At 67.3% G+C, this 17,454-nt stretch carries 19 protein-coding genes; 7 read left to right on the forward strand and 12 right to left on the reverse strand.

Going from position 1 to position 17,454, the window contains the following annotated elements:
* The first annotated feature begins 43 nt into the window (after window positions 1-43).
* Together ptsP and DMB86_RS01930 are read left to right on the forward strand one after the other, a co-directional pair.
* Entirely contained in the window at window positions 44-1,729 is a 1,686-nt protein-coding gene (ptsP, locus tag DMB86_RS01925; RefSeq protein ID WP_113716323.1) for a phosphoenolpyruvate--protein phosphotransferase, read from the forward strand.
* A gap of 72 nt (window positions 1,730-1,801) precedes the next feature.
* Window positions 1,802-2,080 (forward strand): HPr family phosphocarrier protein, encoded by a 279-nt coding sequence (locus DMB86_RS01930; protein WP_113716324.1) that lies wholly within the window; start codon window positions 1,802-1,804, stop codon window positions 2,078-2,080.
* Window positions 2,081-2,116: 36 nt separating this feature from the next.
* Here the strand turns inward: DMB86_RS01930 and DMB86_RS01935 are convergent, their stop codons facing one another.
* Both DMB86_RS01935 and DMB86_RS01940 read right to left on the reverse strand, forming a co-directional pair.
* Window positions 2,117-2,407, reverse strand: a complete 291-nt coding sequence (locus DMB86_RS01935; protein ID WP_113716325.1) for a MoaD/ThiS family protein — start codon at window positions 2,405-2,407, stop codon at window positions 2,117-2,119.
* A 42-nt stretch (window positions 2,408-2,449) separates the two neighbouring features.
* Window positions 2,450-3,562, reverse strand: a complete 1,113-nt coding sequence (locus DMB86_RS01940; RefSeq protein ID WP_113716326.1) for a WD40/YVTN/BNR-like repeat-containing protein — start codon at window positions 3,560-3,562, stop codon at window positions 2,450-2,452.
* Window positions 3,563-3,697: 135 nt separating this feature from the next.
* Here DMB86_RS01940 and DMB86_RS01945 point away from each other — a divergent pair, with 135 nt between their 5' ends.
* From DMB86_RS01945 to DMB86_RS01955, 3 genes are all read left to right on the forward strand, one after another.
* Window positions 3,698-4,021, forward strand: coding sequence for a metal-sensitive transcriptional regulator (locus DMB86_RS01945; protein WP_113716327.1), 324 nt, complete (start codon window positions 3,698-3,700; stop codon window positions 4,019-4,021).
* Between the two features lie 4 nt (window positions 4,022-4,025).
* Window positions 4,026-4,253 carry a heavy-metal-associated domain-containing protein gene (locus DMB86_RS01950; RefSeq protein ID WP_113716328.1) on the forward strand — a complete coding sequence of 76 codons (228 nt, stop codon included), beginning with the start codon at window positions 4,026-4,028 and terminating at the stop codon, window positions 4,251-4,253.
* 90 nt (window positions 4,254-4,343) lie between these two features.
* Window positions 4,344-6,593, forward strand: a complete 2,250-nt coding sequence (locus DMB86_RS01955; RefSeq protein WP_113719264.1) for a heavy metal translocating P-type ATPase — start codon at window positions 4,344-4,346, stop codon at window positions 6,591-6,593.
* Between the two features lie 22 nt (window positions 6,594-6,615).
* Here the strand turns inward: DMB86_RS01955 and DMB86_RS01960 are convergent, their stop codons facing one another.
* Entirely contained in the window at window positions 6,616-7,701 is a 1,086-nt protein-coding gene (locus DMB86_RS01960; RefSeq protein ID WP_113716329.1) for an EamA family transporter, read from the reverse strand.
* Window positions 7,702-7,774: 73 nt separating this feature from the next.
* Between DMB86_RS01960 and DMB86_RS01965 the strand changes: the two genes are divergently transcribed.
* Window positions 7,775-8,356 carry a CGNR zinc finger domain-containing protein gene (locus DMB86_RS01965; RefSeq protein ID WP_113716330.1) on the forward strand — a complete coding sequence of 194 codons (582 nt, stop codon included), beginning with the start codon at window positions 7,775-7,777 and terminating at the stop codon, window positions 8,354-8,356.
* Between the two features lie 104 nt (window positions 8,357-8,460).
* Here the strand turns inward: DMB86_RS01965 and DMB86_RS01970 are convergent, their stop codons facing one another.
* The 5 genes from DMB86_RS01970 to DMB86_RS01990 form a co-directional block, all read right to left on the reverse strand.
* The gene (locus DMB86_RS01970) at window positions 8,461-9,252 is read right to left on the reverse strand and encodes a carbohydrate ABC transporter permease (protein ID WP_418202315.1); all 792 of its coding nucleotides are present in this window, start codon (window positions 9,250-9,252) and stop codon (window positions 8,461-8,463) included.
* Window positions 9,253-9,356: 104 nt separating this feature from the next.
* A complete protein-coding gene (locus DMB86_RS01975) occupies window positions 9,357-10,256 on the reverse strand; it encodes a carbohydrate ABC transporter permease (RefSeq protein WP_113719265.1) in 900 nt (299 codons plus the stop codon).
* A gap of 92 nt (window positions 10,257-10,348) precedes the next feature.
* Window positions 10,349-11,764, reverse strand: coding sequence for an N-acetylglucosamine/diacetylchitobiose ABC transporter substrate-binding protein (gene ngcE, locus DMB86_RS01980; protein WP_113716332.1), 1,416 nt, complete (start codon window positions 11,762-11,764; stop codon window positions 10,349-10,351).
* Between the two features lie 88 nt (window positions 11,765-11,852).
* Window positions 11,853-12,662 (reverse strand): sugar isomerase domain-containing protein, encoded by an 810-nt coding sequence (locus tag DMB86_RS01985; RefSeq protein ID WP_113719266.1) that lies wholly within the window; start codon window positions 12,660-12,662, stop codon window positions 11,853-11,855.
* Window positions 12,655-13,626 carry a MurR/RpiR family transcriptional regulator gene (locus tag DMB86_RS01990; protein ID WP_227878536.1) on the reverse strand — a complete coding sequence of 324 codons (972 nt, stop codon included), beginning with the start codon at window positions 13,624-13,626 and terminating at the stop codon, window positions 12,655-12,657. The genes DMB86_RS01985 and DMB86_RS01990 overlap by 8 nt, the downstream gene beginning before the upstream one ends.
* Before the next feature lie 84 nt (window positions 13,627-13,710).
* On the opposite strand from DMB86_RS01990, the gene DMB86_RS01995 reads away from it, so the two are divergent.
* Complete coding sequence (locus tag DMB86_RS01995; protein WP_113716333.1) at window positions 13,711-14,706, forward strand: N-acetylglucosamine kinase; 996 nt, start codon at window positions 13,711-13,713, stop codon at window positions 14,704-14,706.
* Window positions 14,707-14,776: 70 nt separating this feature from the next.
* Here DMB86_RS01995 and DMB86_RS20715 read toward each other — a convergent pair whose 3' ends face one another.
* The 4 genes from DMB86_RS20715 to DMB86_RS20810 form a co-directional block, all read right to left on the reverse strand.
* A complete protein-coding gene (locus tag DMB86_RS20715) occupies window positions 14,777-15,124 on the reverse strand; it encodes a hypothetical protein (protein ID WP_193926264.1) in 348 nt (115 codons plus the stop codon).
* Between the two features lie 75 nt (window positions 15,125-15,199).
* Window positions 15,200-15,790: a DUF308 domain-containing protein gene (locus DMB86_RS02005; RefSeq protein WP_129545444.1), complete on the reverse strand. Its 591-nt coding sequence runs from the start codon at window positions 15,788-15,790 to the stop codon at window positions 15,200-15,202.
* The gene (locus DMB86_RS02010; protein ID WP_227878537.1) at window positions 15,787-17,172 is read right to left on the reverse strand and encodes an MATE family efflux transporter; all 1,386 of its coding nucleotides are present in this window, start codon (window positions 17,170-17,172) and stop codon (window positions 15,787-15,789) included. Before DMB86_RS02010 ends, DMB86_RS02005 begins: the two co-directional genes overlap by 4 nt.
* 4 nt (window positions 17,173-17,176) lie before the next feature.
* Window positions 17,177-17,452, reverse strand: coding sequence for a hypothetical protein (locus tag DMB86_RS20810; protein ID WP_227878538.1), 276 nt, complete (start codon window positions 17,450-17,452; stop codon window positions 17,177-17,179).
* Window positions 17,453-17,454 lie beyond the last annotated feature (2 nt).

The following is a 17,454-nucleotide window of genomic DNA, read 5'->3' on the forward strand; positions in this document are numbered from 1 at the left end:
GCTGGGCACCGCACCCGGCAAGCACGGAACACGAGGACTTTCAATGCAGAATTTCCCAGGAGTGGGCGTCAGCCCTGGACGGATCGTGGGACTGGTCAGGCAAATGCCGCGCCCGCTGGCCGAGCCGCCTGCCGGCGAAAAACTGGCACCCGGGACCACCGCCGACGGTGCCGCGGACGCGTTGAAGGCGGCCGCCAAGGCCGTCCATGAAGAGCTTCGCGGCCGCGCCGCCGTGGCCGTCGGCGACGCGAAGGCCGTCCTGGAGGCCACCGCACTCATGGCCACGGACCCCATGCTCATCAAGGCCGCCGTCAAGCTGATCAATACGGGCACGTCCGCCGAGCGCGCGGCCTGGGAAGCCGCCGAGGCCGTGGCAGCCATGCTCGTGAACCTGGGCGGCTACATGGCCGAGCGCGCCACGGACGTCCTGGACGTCCGCGCCCGGATCGTGGCCGCGCTGCGCGGCGTTCCCGCCCCCGGCATCCCCGCCTCCGCCACGCCCTTCATTCTCGTGGCGGAGGACCTGGCGCCTGCGGACACCGCCACACTGGATCCCGCCGTGGTGGTTGCCCTGGTCACCTCCGGCGGCGGCCCGCAGTCCCACACTGCCATCATCGCCCGCTCCCTGGGGCTCCCCGCCGTGGTTGCCGCAGCCGGGGTGGACCGGTTGCCTGATGGCACCGAAATTTACGTCGACGGCGCGGCCGGAACCATCTCCACCGACCCCGGCGACGGCGAGCGCGCCGCGGCTGCCGCCTGGGCCGCGAACGCATCCACCCTGTCCGCCTTCACCGGCCAGGGCACGACGGCGGACGGCCACCTGGTCCCGCTCCTTGCCAATGTGGGCGGGGCCAAGGATGCCGTCAAGGCAGCGGACGCCGGCGCGGAGGGCGTGGGCCTGCTCCGCACCGAATTCTGCTTCCTGGAACGCGAGACCGAGCCGTCCATCGCTGAACAGGTACAGGCCTACAAGGGCGTGTTTGACGCGTTCCCGGGCAAAAAGGTGGTGGTCCGCACGCTCGACGCCGGGGCGGACAAGCCGCTGCCGTTCCTCACCGACGCCACGGAACCCAACCCTGCCCTGGGCGTTCGCGGCTACCGGACGGACACCTCCTCCCCCGGCGTGCTGGAGCGCCAGCTCGCCGCCGTTGCCGAGGCGGCCGCAGGCTCCACGGCCGACGTCTGGGTGATGGCCCCCATGATTTCCACTCCGGCCGAGGCTGCCCACTTCGCATCCCTGTGCGCGGCCGCCGGGCTGAAGACACCGGGTGTCATGGTGGAGGTCCCGTCCGCGGCCGTGACGGCCGAATCGATCCTGCGCGAAGTTGAATTCGCCAGTCTGGGCACCAACGACCTCACGCAGTACGCCATGGCGGCTGACCGCCAGCTGGGGCCGCTGGCCGCCCTGAACAACCCGTGGCAGCCCGCGGTCCTTGCGCTGGTCCGCCTGACCGTGGCCGGCTCCGCAGCCGAGGGAAACGGGAAACCCGTGGGCGTGTGCGGCGAGGCGGCAGCGGACCCGGCCCTCGCCGTCGTCCTCGTGGGACTGGGGGTGAGCACGCTGTCCATGACGGCGCGCTCGCTCGCGGCCGTCGCCTCGGTCCTGGCCACGGTCACCCTGAAAGAGGCGCAGGAAATCGCTACACTTGCCCTACGCGCAACCAGCCCCGAGGAAGCACGGGACCGGGCGCGTGGGAAACTGCCCATCCTGGCAGAGCTTGGTCTCTAGACCCGGCCCTTCCCCGACCCGGCCGGGACCACCGGCCTCCCGATTTCACCCACAGCTCCCCAGGAGGAAACCATGTCCGAACGTAAAGCAACCGTTGCCAGCAGCTCCGGCCTGCACGCCCGCCCCGCCTCCCTCTTCGCCGAGGCCGCAGGGAATGCCGGAGTGGAGGTCACGATCGCCATGGACGGCGCCCCGGCCGACGACGCCATGGACGCCAGCAGCATCCTGTCCCTCATGACGCTGGGCGCCGAGCACGGCAGCGTGGTGGTGCTGCGCGCCGAGGGCGAGGGCGCGGATGCGGCGCTGGACAAGCTGGTCGAGATGCTGGAAACGGACCTCGACGCCATTTAGCCGCCGCTGACACGCCGGCAAGGCCAGGCCGAGGGCTCAGCCCCCGGCCACCGATTGCATGACCATGACTTCCGCTCCGGCGGCGACACGGGTTTTCAGCCCGTCAAGCCGCCGGACGTCGTCGCCGTCCAGATAGATGTTCACGAAGCGGCGCAACGTGCCCGTTTCGTCGCGTACCCGCCGATTGAAGACCGGGTATTGCGCGCCGATGGCGTCCAGCAGCTCGGCCACCGTGGCCCCGCCGGTGTCCACGTCCAGGCGCAATTCTTCCTGCCCTCCCGTGACGGGCCGCAGCAGGCTCGGTATCAACACACTGACCTCCGCCACACCCCCTCCTCTCCTGCCGGCACCCCCATTGGAGCTGGACACTTAGAGCTCGACGACGGCGGCACGGACACACAGGACATCCGGCAGCTGGCTGAGGACGGGAACAAAGCTGTTGCCCTCGTCGGCACTGGCGTACACGGTGCCGCCGCGGGTGCCGAAGTAGACGCCGGCCGGTTCCTCGGTGTCCACGGCCGCGGCGTCGCGCAGCACCACGTTGAACTCCGGCTCCACCAAGCCGTCGGCCAAACGTATCCACGAGGCGCCGGCGTCGTCCGTCCGGTGCACCGCCAGCTGGCCGCCCGGCGGGATCCGCTCACTGTCCGCCATGATCGGGACCACCCAGGCCGTTCCGGACCGGCGCGGGTGCGTGAGCATCGTGAAGCCAAAGTCCGTGGGCAGGCCCTCGGCGATCGAATTCCAGGTGTCGCCGTTGTCATCGGTGCGGTAGACGCCGTGGTGGTTTTGCGCGTACAGCGTTTCCGGGACGTTCGGGTCCCGGGCCACCTTGTGCACGCACTGGCCGAATTCAGGCTCGGCGTCCGGCATGAAGCCGGCACTGATGCCCTTGTTCCGGGGCTCCCACGAGCTGCCCGCGTCCGTGCTGCGGTAGACGCCTCCTGTGCTCATGGCGATATGGATGGTGTTCGGATCGGCGGGGCTGGGGAGCACGGTGTGCGCCGCCGCGCCGCCAAATCCCGCGCCCCATTCGCTGCGGTGCGGGTGGTCCCACAGGCCGCGGTTCAGCTCAAAGTGCTCGCCGCCGTCGGTGGACTTCCACACTGAGATTGGCTCGCAGCCGGCCCACACCACACCGGCGCGGTCCTCGGTGTCGGGCTGGATCTGCCAGACGCGCTCCAGGGCGGCGTCAGTGTCCGGCGGGAAGGTGATGGCGCCGTTTTCAGGCTCCGTCCACGTCTCCCCGAGGTCGTCCGAGTGCGCCACCGTGGGGCCCCAGTGCTCGCTGCGCACGCCCACCAGGATGCGGGTGTGGTTGTTGCGCGTGTCGATGCCGACGCTGGGGATCTCGTGCATCAGAAAGTGCGGACCGGTGAACGTGTAGTTGGCCCGGTCCGCGCTGGTGCCCAGCCACAGGCCCTTCTTGGTGCCCACGGCCAGCAGATAGGTGGTTTTTGACAGTTCTCCGTTGGTAGCCATGCGTCCAAGTCTTGCCACCCCGAGCCGTCCGGGCAAGACTTTTCGGCCGGTAATTTGGGGCGAATGCCGGCCGGCGCGGTGGTATACCCCCAGGGGGTACTTGACCGATACCCCGCAGGGGTATAGTTTGGGCACATGGAAACCGCAAAAGAACCGGCCGGCCCCTACGGCTATGCAGAGCAAAAGCAGGCCTACCTCCGCCGGCTCAAGCGCGCCGAGGGGCAGGTCCGCGGCATCGCCCGGATGGTTGAGGAAGACAAGTACTGCATCGACATCCTGACCCAGATGGCCGCCGTCAACAAGGCCCTCCACGCCGTGAGCATCGGCCTGCTGGAGGACCACATTGCCCATTGCGTGGTCAATGCCGCCAACGAATCCCAGGCGAGCGGCAATCCCGGGACAGTCTCGGAAAAGGTTTCCGAAGCCACCGCCGCCATTTCCCGCCTCCTGAGGAGCTAACGCCATGAGCCACACCACCACCATCAACGTCTCCGGCATGACCTGCGGGCACTGCGTCAATGCCGTGACCGAGGAACTGGGCGAACTCAAGGGAGTGGAAAACGTTGCCGTCGACCTCGTCCCCGGCGGCCTATCCGAGGTCACCATCACCTCGACCTTGACCCTGGAGCCCGCCGAAATCAGCGAGGCCGTCGCGGAGGCGGGCTACCTCGTCGTCGCCAACAATGCCTGACCCGACGTAAGGAGCGCCGTGAGCACCTCAGACATTTTGCCCCACGCCACCTCCCCCGGACCCCGCCTTGTCGAGCTCGACATCCAGGGCATGACCTGCGCATCGTGCGTCAGCCGGGTGGAACGCAAACTGGGCACGCTCGAAGGGGTCAGCGCGTCCGTGAACCTCCCGCTGGAAAGCGCGGCGGTCACCGTGAGCTCCGGAATCACCGACCAGCAGATCCTCGACACCGTCAAGACCACCGGCTACACCGCCACCCTGAAGACTACCTCCCCGCCCAGGCACGACGCCGGACCCCTCCGTTGGCACGAAGCCCGGCGGGGGCACGACGCCGGCCCGGAGCAACAAGCCGGCCCAGGGCAGGAAGGTCATGACCACATGACGCATGGCGGCACCGCCGCGTCGCTGCGTCCGCGCCTGATCCTGGCCGCCATCCTGACCGTTCCGGTATTCCTGGTCTCCATGTTCCCGGCGCTGCAGTTCCCGCACTGGGGATGGGCCGCCGGAATCCTGGCACTGCCCGTGGTCACATGGTCGGCGTGGCCGTTCCACAGCGCGGCGGCCATCAACGCCCGCCACCTTGCCTCCACCATGGACACGCTCGTCTCGATCGGCGTCACGTCCGCGTTCCTGTTCTCCGCGGTGGAGCTGGCCCTGGATCCCCAGCTCACCGCCCCCGGCGCCGCCATGGAAGGCCATGCAGCCCTGTACTTTGAGGTCTCCGCCGTGGTGGTGACGTTCCTGCTGCTGGGGCGCTACCTCGAGGCCAAGGCGAAAGCCAAGGCCGGCGACGCCCTCAAGGCGCTGCTGAGCCTGGGCGCCAAGGAAGCCACGGTCCTGCGCGAGGGTGCCGAGGTCAAGATCCCCGCGGCCGATCTGGCCGTCGGCGAGACCTTTGTGGTCCGCCCCGGCGAGAAGGTCGCCACGGATGGCATCGTCACCAACGGGGCCTCCGCCGTCGACACCTCCCTCATCACGGGCGAATCCCTGCCTGTCGACGTGGCCGCGGGCGACGCCGTCACGGGCGCCACCATCAACACCTCCGGACGGCTGCTGGTCAGGGCAACCCGGGTGGGAGCTGAGACAACACTTGCCCAGATGGGCCGGCTGGTCAGCGCCGCACAGGCCGGCAAGGCCCCCATCGCCCGGCTCGCCGACCGAATCAGCGCCGTGTTCGTCCCGATCGTGCTTGGCGTCGCCGTCCTGACGTTTGCGCTGTGGCTGGTCTTCAGCGGCGACATCCAGGCAGCCTTTACGGCCGCCGTCGCCGTCCTGATCATCGCATGCCCGTGCGCCCTCGGCCTGGCCACACCGGTCGGGCTGCTGACCGGCACCGGCCGGGCAGCCCAGCTGGGCATCCTCATCAAGGGCCCGCGGGTCCTGGAGGACACCCGTACCGTGGACACCATCCTGCTGGACAAGACGGGCACCGTCACCGAAGGCAGGCTGTCCGTGGCCGGCGTCATTCCGCTCGGAAAACTGCCCGCGCCGGATGTCCTCCGGCTGGCGGGCGCGGTGGAATCCCACAGCGAGCACCCGATTGCCCACGCCATAGCCGGACACGCGCGCTCACAGGGCGGGCTGCCCGAGGTCCTGGACTTCACGTCCTCCCCCGGCGGCGGCGTGCGCGCCATGATCGACGGGCGTGCCGTGGTGGCCGGCAGGGCAGGATGGCTGGAGGAGAACGGCGTCGAACTGTCCGCGGCTTCGCGCGCGGCCCTGGCCGAACAGCAGCAGCGGGGCACCACGGCCATCTGGGTTGCCGTCAACGGCCAGGCCGCGGGGCTGATCGCCCTGAAGGACACCATCAAGGAAAACTCGGCCGCCGCCGTCGCTTGGTTCAAGGAGCTGGGGCTGCGGCCCATCCTGCTCACCGGCGACAACGCGGCGGTGGCGGCGCAGGTGGCCGCCGCCGTCGGAATCGCTCCCGGGGACGTTTTCGCCGACATCCTGCCGCAGGGCAAGGTCGACGCCGTGAAGAAGCTGCAGGCCGCCGGCGCGACGGTGGCGATGGCCGGCGACGGCGTCAACGACGCCGCGGCCCTGGCCCAGGCGGACCTCGGCATCGCCATGGGCTCGGGCACCGACGTCGCCATGGAGGCGGCGGACCTGACCGTGATGGGCAGCGACCTGGGCCAGGTGGCCACGGCCATCACACTGTCCCGGAAAACGCTCGGCACCATCAAGGTGAACCTGTTCTGGGCGTTCTTCTACAATGCCATCGGCATCCCCGTGGCTGCCCTGGGCCTGTTGAATCCGATGATCGCCGGCGCCGCCATGGCCGCCAGTTCGGTGCTGGTGGTGGCAAACTCGCTGCGGCTGCGGCGCTTCGGCCGGTAGCCGGAAAACCGGGCAGGCCGTCTCAGCCGATTCCAGCCGCACCCCTGACGGGTGCGGCGCCGGAGGCCGGGTCGCCGGGGGCAGGGGCAGCCGGGCTGCCGTCGACCTGGTAGCCGGCAGCCAGGTCGACGGCATAGGACGGGCCGCGCCGGTTGACGCCGCGCAGCTCGTCGAGCCGGACCATCACCACGCCGGCCATGATGCACACCCCGCCCAGCAGCTGGACCAGCCGCGGCATCTCCCCCAGCAGGATCCATGCCCAGATCACGGCAAACAGCACCTCAAACAGCGCCACGAAGGACGCCACCTTGGAGCCCAGGCCGCGCGTGGCAATGATGCCGGCCACGTAGGCAAAGACGGTCGTGATGAGCACCAGCCCCAGCACGGGTACAACCCACGGAACCAGCTGGCCGGCGAAAACTACATCCGACGCAGAGAACGTCAGCGGCATCAGCCCGGCGAAGCCCAAGGCGAAGATGAGCGCGGCTCCCACGGCCATGCCGCCGCCGGCCATGAGGATGGGCGGAACGTTGTCATTGCTGCGTGCCGACATGATGAAGAAGACGGCCGAGCACACCGCCGCCGCCAGACCCCACAGGATCCCCTCGATGCTGACCTTCGTGCTGCCGCCCAGGTCCAGCACCAGCACCAGTCCGGACATGGCGCAGACGGCGCCGAGAATGGTCAGCAGCCGTGGGCTGGTGCGCGTGGTCAGCCACGCCCAGCCCACCAGCAGGACCGGCGAGAGGTACTCCAGCAGCAGCGCCACGCCCACGGAAAGGTGCGCCACGGCGTTGAAGTAAAACAGCTGGCACAGCGCGATGGGCACTATGCCGTACACCGCGATGCGCAGCAGCGAGCCCTTCACGGCAGCCCACTGCCGCGCCAGGCTGATGGCCGCCGGGACCAAAAGGACGACGGCGGCGCCCCCTATGCGTGCCGCCACCGCCGCGCCGGGCGACCAGCCGGCCTCAAAGAGCGACTTGGCAAAAGGGCCGGACAGCGCGAACGTGGCAGCTGAGGCGAAGGCAAAAAGCAGGGCCGGCGAGGCAGCCTTGGCGGCGGCGCCGGGCAGGGCCGTTGAGGGGGCGTTCTGGGAAACAGTCATGGGCGTGTCCGTATGTCATGAGTCAAAGGCGTTAGACTCATGACACTACGCCCGTCAATTGTCAGGAGTCAAAGTGGTTTTTACGAATGACACTGAGGTGGCCCTCGCGTCCGCGGCCAATTTGATCAACACAGCGCCCATCGACGTCAGCCCGGCCGGAAGCACCTCCGGCACGGACGCGCTGGCCACGGTTGAGGAGTTGGATGCGTTCGTCATCCAGGAGCAGTACACCGGTTCACGTGAGCACTCGGCCTCCGAATTGGAGGCCGTACGGGCGATGCGCGCCGAACTTCGCGCCATTTGGACGGCCGGCGAGGACGAGGCCGTGTGCAGGGTCAACGCCCTGCTGTCCGGGGCCGGGGCACTGCCCCAGCTGGTCAGGCATGACCAGTGGGACTGGCACCTGCATGCCACCGCACCGGCGGCCCCGCTGGCCCAGCGCATGGGGGTGGAGGCCGCCATGGCGCTCGTGGACGTCATCCGCGCCAAGGAGCTGGGGCGACTGAAGGTGTGTGCGGCCGATGACTGCCGGGCCGTGCTGATCGATCTGTCCAAGAACCGCTCCCGCCGCTATTGCGACACCGGCAACTGCGGCAACCGTGCCCACGTGGCCGCCTACCGCCGTCGGAAATCAGCCCTTGAAGGAACCCGATGACCCGCTGGAAAAGTTGAGGTTCGAGATAACGACCTCTGAGTGGCGCCCTGGGGGCGCCGGAGAGGTCGTTATCTCGAACCTCAACGGACGGGACGGACGGGACGCTACTTCATGGTGCCTGCGGACACCGAGCCCTGCAGCTGCCGCTGGAAGACGATGTAGGCAATCAGGACCGGCACCACCACGATGATGGCGGCAGCGAACATGGCACCGAAGTTCACGGCATAGCCCATTTGGCCTGCGAAGGCCACAATGCCCTGGGAAAGCACCCAATGGCTCTGGTCGGTGTTGATGGCCACAGGGATCAGGTACTGGTTCCACAGGCCCAGGAAGTTAAAGATGGCCACCGAGGCGAGGCCCGGCTTGGCCATGGGCAACATGACCTGGAAGAACGTCCGCCACTCCCCGGCACCGTCGATCTGCGCCGCCTCGGCGATTTCCCCGGGGAGGGCCTTGAAGAAGGAGAACAGGAAGAACACGGTGAACGGCAGCGCAAAGGCGACGTAGACGATGATCAGGCCGGGCAGCGTGTTCAGCAGGCCCATGTTTTTCAGGATGAAGAACAGGGGCACGACGGCCAGGAAGATCGGGAAGGTCAGGCCCGCGAGCATCAGGAAGTAAATGACGCGGTGGCCCGGGAAGACGTAGCGGGCCAGCACGTAGGCACACATGGACCCCAGGACCATGACGATCACGAGGGCGGAGCCCACCACCACCACGGTGTTGAGGAAGTAGCTGCCAATCCCGGCGGTGACCCAGGCGTCGACGTAGTTGCCGAACTGCCACGTCTTCGGAAGGGAGAACGGGGACGCAAAGATTTCCGTACTCGTCTTGAAGGACGACAGGAGCGTCCAGCCGAGGGGGATGAACACGATGAGTGCCCACAGGGCCAGCATGGTGTGGGAAACCCCGGCGACCACCTTGTCACTGGTGGACTCCTTGGCCCTGCGCTCAACGTGCCCTTCAACCACGGGCGCCTTCTTGGTGATTTTCAGTGACATTATGCGGACACATCCTTGCTGCCGCCGGTGAGCCGGTTCACCAGGAAGACCAGTGCCGAGAAGATCAGGGTGATGGCTGCCAGCACCACACCCATGGCGCAGGCCAGGCCAAACTGGCTCTTGCTGAACGCGGTGGAGAACAGCTTCTGGGACATGACCAGCGTGGAGTTCGCCGGGCCGCCCGTGGAGTTGAGGACGGACATGTACACAAACGCGTCAAGCGCGAGGATGCCCATGTAGACATACGCCGTCTGGATGGTGTCGCGGATCAGCGGGATGGTGATGGTGGTGGCCGTGCGGAAGCGGCCGGCGCCGTCAATCCGGGCGGCCTCAAAGGTCTCGGCCGGGATCCCCTTGATGGCGGCGATGAACAGGATCATGTAAAAGCCCACAAAGCCCCAGACGATGACCGCCATCGACGCGGCCATGGCCGTGCGGGAGTCCCCGAGCCAGGGGAAGGACTTCACGCCGTCGAAGCCAAGATGGGTCAGGATGCCGTTGAGCAGCCCGGAGCTGGGATCGTAGATCTGGGCCCAGATCACACCGATGACCACCGCGGGAATGACATACGGGAAGAAGGAAATGACCCGATAGAAGCCCGAGCCCTTAAGGCCCTTGATCTGGCCGCGGCTGCTGCCGCCGACGGTCACCAAGGTGGCGAGAATCAGGCTGAGGATGATGGTGATGATCGGCAGGAAGATGACCAGGATGATGTTGTTCCTGATGGCGATCAGGAAGATGTCATCATGGAACAGCTTGACGTAATTGTCCAGCCCCACGAACGGCATGGAATTGCTGAAGCCGCCCCAGCTGGTCATCGAGTAGTACACGGCCTGGGCAAACGGCGAGATCACAAACACCAGGTAGATTGCCAACGGCACGCCCAGAAAGACGGCCATGAAGCTGACCTTGTCGAATGTCAGTTTTTTCCGGCGCCGCCGGGCAGCGGCGGGAACGCCGCTGCCCGGTTGGACGCGATGGCTCACTTGTGTCACTTCACTTCAATCTTTGTCACCGAGCTGTCGTTGGCGACTTTGTCCGTGATTTCCTGAAGGGCCTTGGTGAGGCCGGCGGCGTCGAGCTTGCCGTCCAGGAACGAGTTCCACGGCACCAGCTGGTCGGGGTTCATGCCGTAAAGGTCAATGAAGTTCCAGGTGAAGATGTTCTTCTTGGCGTTGTCCAGCATGGTGGTCTGCGAGACCAGAGCCGTGGAGCCGAAGCCGTCCGCCGGAACCGTACCCTTGACGACGGTGGGGGCCAGCTTAGTCTTCGCGAAGTTGACGGCCGAGTCCTTGGAGAGCATGATGCGCAGCAGTTCCTTGCCGGCGGCCACATTCTTGCCCTTGGTGGGAACAATGTACGGCTCGCCGGCGGCCGAGCGGACGCCGCTCTGGGGGATCTTCGGGCTCGTCGACACTACTGGAGTCGGCGCGCCGGTCATCTTGAAGTCCGCCTTGGTCTGGTCCTTCATCTCGTTTTCAATCCAGGAACCCGACGGGTAGAGCAGGGCATCCTGGTTGTTGCTCCACTGCGCCTGGGCGGCGGTGAACTGGGTGCCGGAGCCGCCGGGCTTGACGTAGCCGGCCTTGATGATCTTTTCCAGGGCAGTGAAGACGCTCTGGATCGCCGGCAGCGACCAGCAGTTCGGCTTGAGGTTCTCCAGGGCCAGGCGGACCTCGTCGCCACCTTCCTTGATGGCCGATTCAATAGCCATGGTCTGGTAATACGTGGCCGCTTCCTTGCCCCAGAGGAACAGGTACTTGCCCTTCGCCTTGGCCTTGGCGCCAAGGGCCATCGCCTCGTCCCAGGTGGTGGGAACCGTCCAGCCGTTAGCGTCGAACAGGGACTTCGAGTACCAAATGGCGTACACGGTCAGCACGTAGTTGATGGCCGCAACCTTGCCGTCGAAGGTGCCCGGCGCCAGGACGCCGTCGTACAGCGTGTCGGCGATCTTTGTGCCCTCGAGGTTGTTCGCCTCGGTGATGGACTTGAGATCCTCGAGCTGGTCCAGGATGGTGCTGAAGCCGATGGACTTGGCACCCGAGTTGTCAATCAGGTCCGGCGGCGTGCCGCCGACAAAACGCGGCTGCATTTCCTGGGCGATGTCCGTGGAAGGGCTGATCTTCACGGTGATGTCCGGGAAGTTCTTCTTCAGGATGGCACCGGCGAAGTCGACGTAGTCGATGCCGTATCCGCCCTTGAAGATGACGGCGTCAAGCGTGCCTGTCTTGGCAACACCGAACGGGTTCGTTGCCGAGACCTCGCCACCGGCTGCCGCCGACGTCGAGGAGGAACCGCCGCCGCCGGCGCAGGAAGCCAGGGCCCCGCCGAGAGGGACAACAACGGCCGTGGCCAAGGCACCGCGGAGGAATCCACGGCGCTGGACGGGCTTGTTCAGAATACTCATTTTGTGTACTGCCTTCCATTGATGGTACGAGCGCTAAAGGTACTGCTTTGTACTCTTGCTACGGATACTTCTGCAGAGGCATCGAGCTTTACGCCTCACGTCTGAGCCGGCCGGCATAGTGCGCCACCAGCGCGTTGTTGTGGTCATCCCCGCCCGGCACGTTGGAGGAAACATAGATGGGCGGCTTCTTCCCCGCACGGACCAGGCACTGGACGGTCTCAATCGTCAACAGTTGCGCAATGTACGCCCCCGTTATCGATGACACCGCCCCCACGCCTCCTCCGCCGGAAATTTCAAGCACCGTGTCGCCAAACGGCGCCTTGTTATCCATAACAATATCGGCAATTTCACTCAATCGCATCCCACTGGGATGTTTGGGTTCGACCGCGCTGGTGTGTTCAAGGCTGGTGACTGCGATCACGGTGTGGCCGCGTTCCTTGGCCAGCAGGGCCAGGCCGACCACGGAGGCATTGACGCCCGAGTTTGAGGCAATGATGAAGATATCGCGCGGGTCCACCGCCTGAAGACCAAAAAGCTCCCGCGCCAGGCCGTCCTCCCGTTCCAGCATGGAGCCTTCCAGTGCGTCCAGCGCCTCCACGTCACGGGTACCGTGCAGGACGAGGTCGCGCAGCGCAATCTTGCTGGTGGGGATCAGGCCTCCGGCCCTGCCGGCGATCTCCATCGCGAAGGCCTCGGAATGTCCCGTGCCAAACGCCTGGACGACTCCGCCGTTGGCCACGGCGTCCGCCACGGCGCCGGCCGCCTCGGCCAGGCCGCCCCGGGCCGCCCAGCGGGTGATCGCGTCGAGCCTGGAGCCGACTTCGCGGCTGAACTCGGCAACGGAAGCAGAGACCACGGATGCGGAGGCAGGGGATTTGGACACATTGGACTCAGGCATGGTTGCGGCTCCGTCGGTCGTTTCGCTGCCCACGCCGGGCGCCCAGCTCCAGGCGCGCCGCGCGGGTGGGGCGGCGGTGTGGGGACACGGCGGCGGCGGAGGCTGCCAGCTTCGCGGCGGTCTGGGTAAAGTTCATCTGGGCCACGAGCAGGTACATCATGTCCAGGACCAGCAGCTGCACGTGCTTGGCTGAGAGATCGTCAGGCTGCAGGAATTGTTCGTGCACCGAGGTGATGATGGCCTCGTCCGCGCTCTCCGCGAGCGGGGAGCCTGGGTTGTTGCTCAACGCCACGGTCAGCGCACCGGCTTCACCGGCTTCACGCAGCATTTGTATGGTCTCCTCGGTGCGGCCCGTGTTGGATATCCCAATGGCCACCGAGTTCGAGTCCTGGATGGCGGCGCTGGTGAGTCCGGCGTGGACCTCCGACCAGTGATGGGCGTTGATGCCGATTCGGTAGAGGCGCGACTGCAGTTCCTTCGCCATGACGGCGCTGCCGCCGATGCCGTAGATGTCCACGTGCGAGCTCATGGCGATGCGCCGGGCAATCCTGTTCATCAGCGCCAGGTCCATGACGGCGGCTGTTTCCTCCAGCGAGCGTGTGTGCGCGTTGACCAGGGTGCTCAGGATGTCGCCGGCGGAATCGTCGGGGCCGAAGGCACGCCCGATGTCCGATTTCCAGGACTCACGGGCGTCGGTGCGGCCAACATCCGAGGCGATGCTCACACGGAACGGCACGTAGCCGGAATACCCCAGCAGGCGGCAGAAGCGGGTCACGGTCGCAGGGGACGTCTTGGTCTCGGACGCGAGCTCCATGATGGAAAGCTCCAACGGGGCGTGCGGGTGCTCGAGCAAAAACGCGCCGATCTTGGCCATGGCGGCCGGCATGTCCGGTAGCTTGGCTTGAATGCGGTTCACCACGCCGGCGGCATTTGCCACTGCGGGAGAAGCGGTGAACGGCGCCATGTGAAAATCCATTTCTTTTTTGCGGACGATAACTGAAAACTATTATCACCGGCAATGTAAGTCAAGTCACACCAAGGGCACAGAATGGTAACGATGAACAAATACCTCGCAGTGGACGCCGGCGGAACGTCCACCAGGGCCGTCCTCGTCTCCTCCTCCGGAGCGTGCCTCGGCTATGGCTTCTCGGGTGGCGGAAACCCGGTCTCCCGGGGATTTGAGGCCTCCGCGGCCGCCGTCCTCGAAGCAGCCGAAAAGGCACTCTCGGTGGCAGGCGGGCCTGTCCATTCGGCCACGATCGCCCAGGCCGGGGCATCCCTGCAGCTGCCGTCGCGGATGCTCCTGGAGGGGTTCCGCAGGCTGGGCGTCATGAACGATACCGTGACAGAATCTGATCTATTGGCCGTGTTTTACTCCGGAACTTATCAAAATGATGGCCATGCCCTCATCGCGGGGACGGGAGCGGTGGCCGCCCGGGTTCAAGCGGGCCGGCTCGCGGCCGTGGCCGACGGCGCGGGCTGGCTCCTGGGCGACAGTGGCGCCGGGTTCTGGCTGGGCCGGGAGGTGGTGCGCGCGGTGGCCGCCGCCCTCGACGGCAGGGGGCCGCGCACAACACTGACGGAACCGTTGCTGGCCGAGCTGGACATCCACAGGGACACCGCGGTGGGCAGCTACGGCCGCACGGGCGTCCTGCAGCAGCTGATCAACGAGACGTATGAGCTGGCGCCGATCGAACTCTCACGTTTCGCGCCATTGGTCTTCGACGCCCCGGGCGATCCCGTCGCCGTGGACATCGCCAACCGCGCCGCGGCCGCACTGGCCCGGACCCTGCTGGCCGTCATGGAGGGACACCCGGGCGGCCCGCTCGTGTTCGGCGGCAGCGTCCTGGTGAAGGGCGGGACGGTGGCGGGGGCGGTTCTGAAAAAGGTCGGGCTGCGCGTCCCGGCTGCATGCCCGGCCCCGGTGCTGGTCCACGACGGGGTGGTGGGCGCCGCCGTGCTGGCACTCAAGCGCCACGGAGTGGAAGTGGACGCCGGGGTCTTTGGACGCATTGCCACGAGCCTGGCCGCCCTGCGGGGCTGAAGCCGGGTACTGCGGGCCCGGGGCACGGGCCTGCGGCCCCCAAAGGCTGGGGCCGCCAAAGGGCGCGGGGCTAGGCTGCGGGGGTGCCGCCGTCGTCCTTCTTTTCAGCGGGCTTCGGCGCGGCCGGCTTGGCGTCCCGCAGGCGGTCCGAGGAACGGCGGTTTATGCCGGAACCCTCGCTGAGGTAGTCGGGGTTTTCCTTGTGGCCCATCACGAGCAGCGAGGAGATCAGCAGCGCGGCGATGAAGGCAATGCCAAAAGCGATCCCGCCCAGGTCCCAGCGCAGCCCGTGCTCGGTGCCGCCGGCGGATACCACCAGCACCACGATGCCGGCCACGGCGCCCAGTGCGAAGGAAAAGCTCAGGGGGAACTTGATGGAGTTGCCCGGCTTGGGGTTCTGCGGCTCTTCTTTGCCCACAATGGATCCTTAGGTATCGGTTGGCACCGGCTCACCACGGTGCGTTCTACACAAAGTAGAACTCTTCCTTGAAGTTTACTTTCCTTTTGGCGTCCGGGCATCATGGCGAAGCGTGAGCGCTGACAGCAGCCACAGGGCGCCAGTCATGAGCGCCCCTCCGCCGGTGACGCCCAGGAGGGCATGCGGGCCGGCGTTGATGAAAAACGGCAGAAGCAGGCCCGTGCCCACGCCAATGACACCGGAGATCAGCCAGTCGCTGCGCAGCTGCGTGCGGGGCGAGGTGAGGGCCGCGAACAGCTCGGCGGCGCCCATGAGAACGAGGGCCGCGGCTCCCAGCCAGGCCGCGAGGACGGCGCTGATGGCGATGAAAATAACGACGCCGGCCACCGCCAGGACCGCGGCGGCACCCAGAAGCGCCAGGCGCCGGGAGTCGCGTCGGTGCAGGGCCAGGCGGCGCACGAACCAGTAGTGGGAGAGCCCCAGGACCAGGAAGTACCAGCCAAAGTTCAGGCACAGGCCGATCGTGTCCGGCGCCCCGAAGAAGACGGTGATGATGCCAAAGAGGAGGGTGGCCATGGATCGGAAAAGCACCGGCTGCCACAGCCGGGTCCCGCGGTCGCCGGTCACGGTTGGATGTGCGCCTTGCGGCATGGCTGTTTCACTCACCCGCCAAGTCTAGCCTCGGTGGGCACACCTACCCGCATCCAGCGGCCCGTCCGCGCGCGCAGGCCCAGTGTCAGGCCGCGGACGGCCATGTATCCCAGGCTGAACGCCCCCCACAGCCAGGTCAGGGCTGCCGGGTTGTCGCCCGGTGAGGCGGCCCAGACCCACCAGAGCAGCGGCAGGTACACCACCAGGTTGGCCAGCCCGGCCAGGGCCAGGTAGCGGGCGTCGCCGGCGCCGATCAGCACGCCGTCCAGGACAAACACGTAGCCTGCCAGCGGCTGCCCAACCGCCATGACGACGAGGGCGGCGGCGAGCGCCCGGTGGACACCGGCGTCGTTGGTGAAGAGCCACCCCACGCCGGGGGCGGCCGCCCACAGGGCAAGCCCCGTGACCACCCCGAAACCGACGCCCCACCAGGTCATGGTCCGGGTGAGGAGGCGCACGGCCGTGATGTTGCCGGCGCCGAGCTCCTTGCCAATGAGGGCCTGGGCGGCGATGGCGAGGGCGTCAAGGGCGAACGCAAGGAAGGTGAACAGCGTCATCGCCAGCTGGTGCGCCGCGAGGTTGGCGGGGCCCTGCGCGGTGGCGACGACGACCGTGGCAAGGATGGCCAGGCGCAGCGACAGCGTGCGCGCCATGAGCCAGCTGCCCACGCGGGAGACCGTACGGACACCCGCCCAGTCGGGGCGCAAGGCAACATTTGCGGCGCGGGCGGCGCGGAGCACGATGACCAGATAGACGGCTGCCATGCCCCATTGCGCCAGCACCGTCCCGAGCGCGGCGCCGGCCACGGACAGGTGGAGCCCGTAGACCAGGGCAACGTTCAGGACGATGTTCACGGCAAAGCCCGCTCCGGCCACCAGAAGCGGCGTCCGGGTGTCCTGCAGCCCGCGCAGCACGCCCGTGGCCGCGAGGACCAGCAGCATCGCCGGGATGCCCGCCATGCTGACCACCAGGTATTCGTGCGCGAACCCCAGGACATCACCCCCGGCGCCCATTGCGGCCAGGAGCGGCCCGGCGGCCAGCCAGCCCGCGATGGCGAGGACCAGGCCCAGTCCCAGGGCCAGCCACAGGCCGTCACGGCCTACGGCGAGGGCGTCGGCGCGGCGGCCCGCTCCGATGAGGCGGGCGACGGCGGGCGTGGTGGAGTAGGCCAGGAAGACCATGAGGCCGACCGCGGTCTGCAGGACGGTCGCCGCCAGGCCGACGCCGGCCAGTTCGGTGACGCCCAGATGGCCCACGATGGCGGAGTCGGCAAGCAGGAACAGCGGCTCGGCGATGAGCGCGCCAAAGGCCGGCACCGCCAGGTGCAGGATCTGCCGGGAGGTTGACGGGCCGGCCGCCGGGGCGGGCGGGGCCTTTTGCGGCGCGGGTTTGGGCATGGTTCTAGCGTATCGGCGCGGGCAACGCCCCGGCGTCGATGAGTTCCGCCATGACTCCGTGCAGGGCGCGCATGACATTTTGGACAGCTGTCCGCTCCATGGCTTCCGGCCTGGCAAGGATGTCGATATGTCGGCCCTGTTTCGGGGCACGCAGCGGCACAAGCACCAACTGTGGAAAGTACTGCCTGCTGACGGTGTAACGCGGCATGAGGGAGACGCAGGCGCCGCGCTCCACCACCGACGCTGCGGCCGTATCCGCCCGCGCGAGTGCCACCTCCACGT

It is taken from the genome of Arthrobacter dokdonellae (assembly GCF_003268655.1).
Classification (GTDB): Bacteria; Actinomycetota; Actinomycetes; order Actinomycetales; family Micrococcaceae; genus Specibacter; species Specibacter dokdonellae.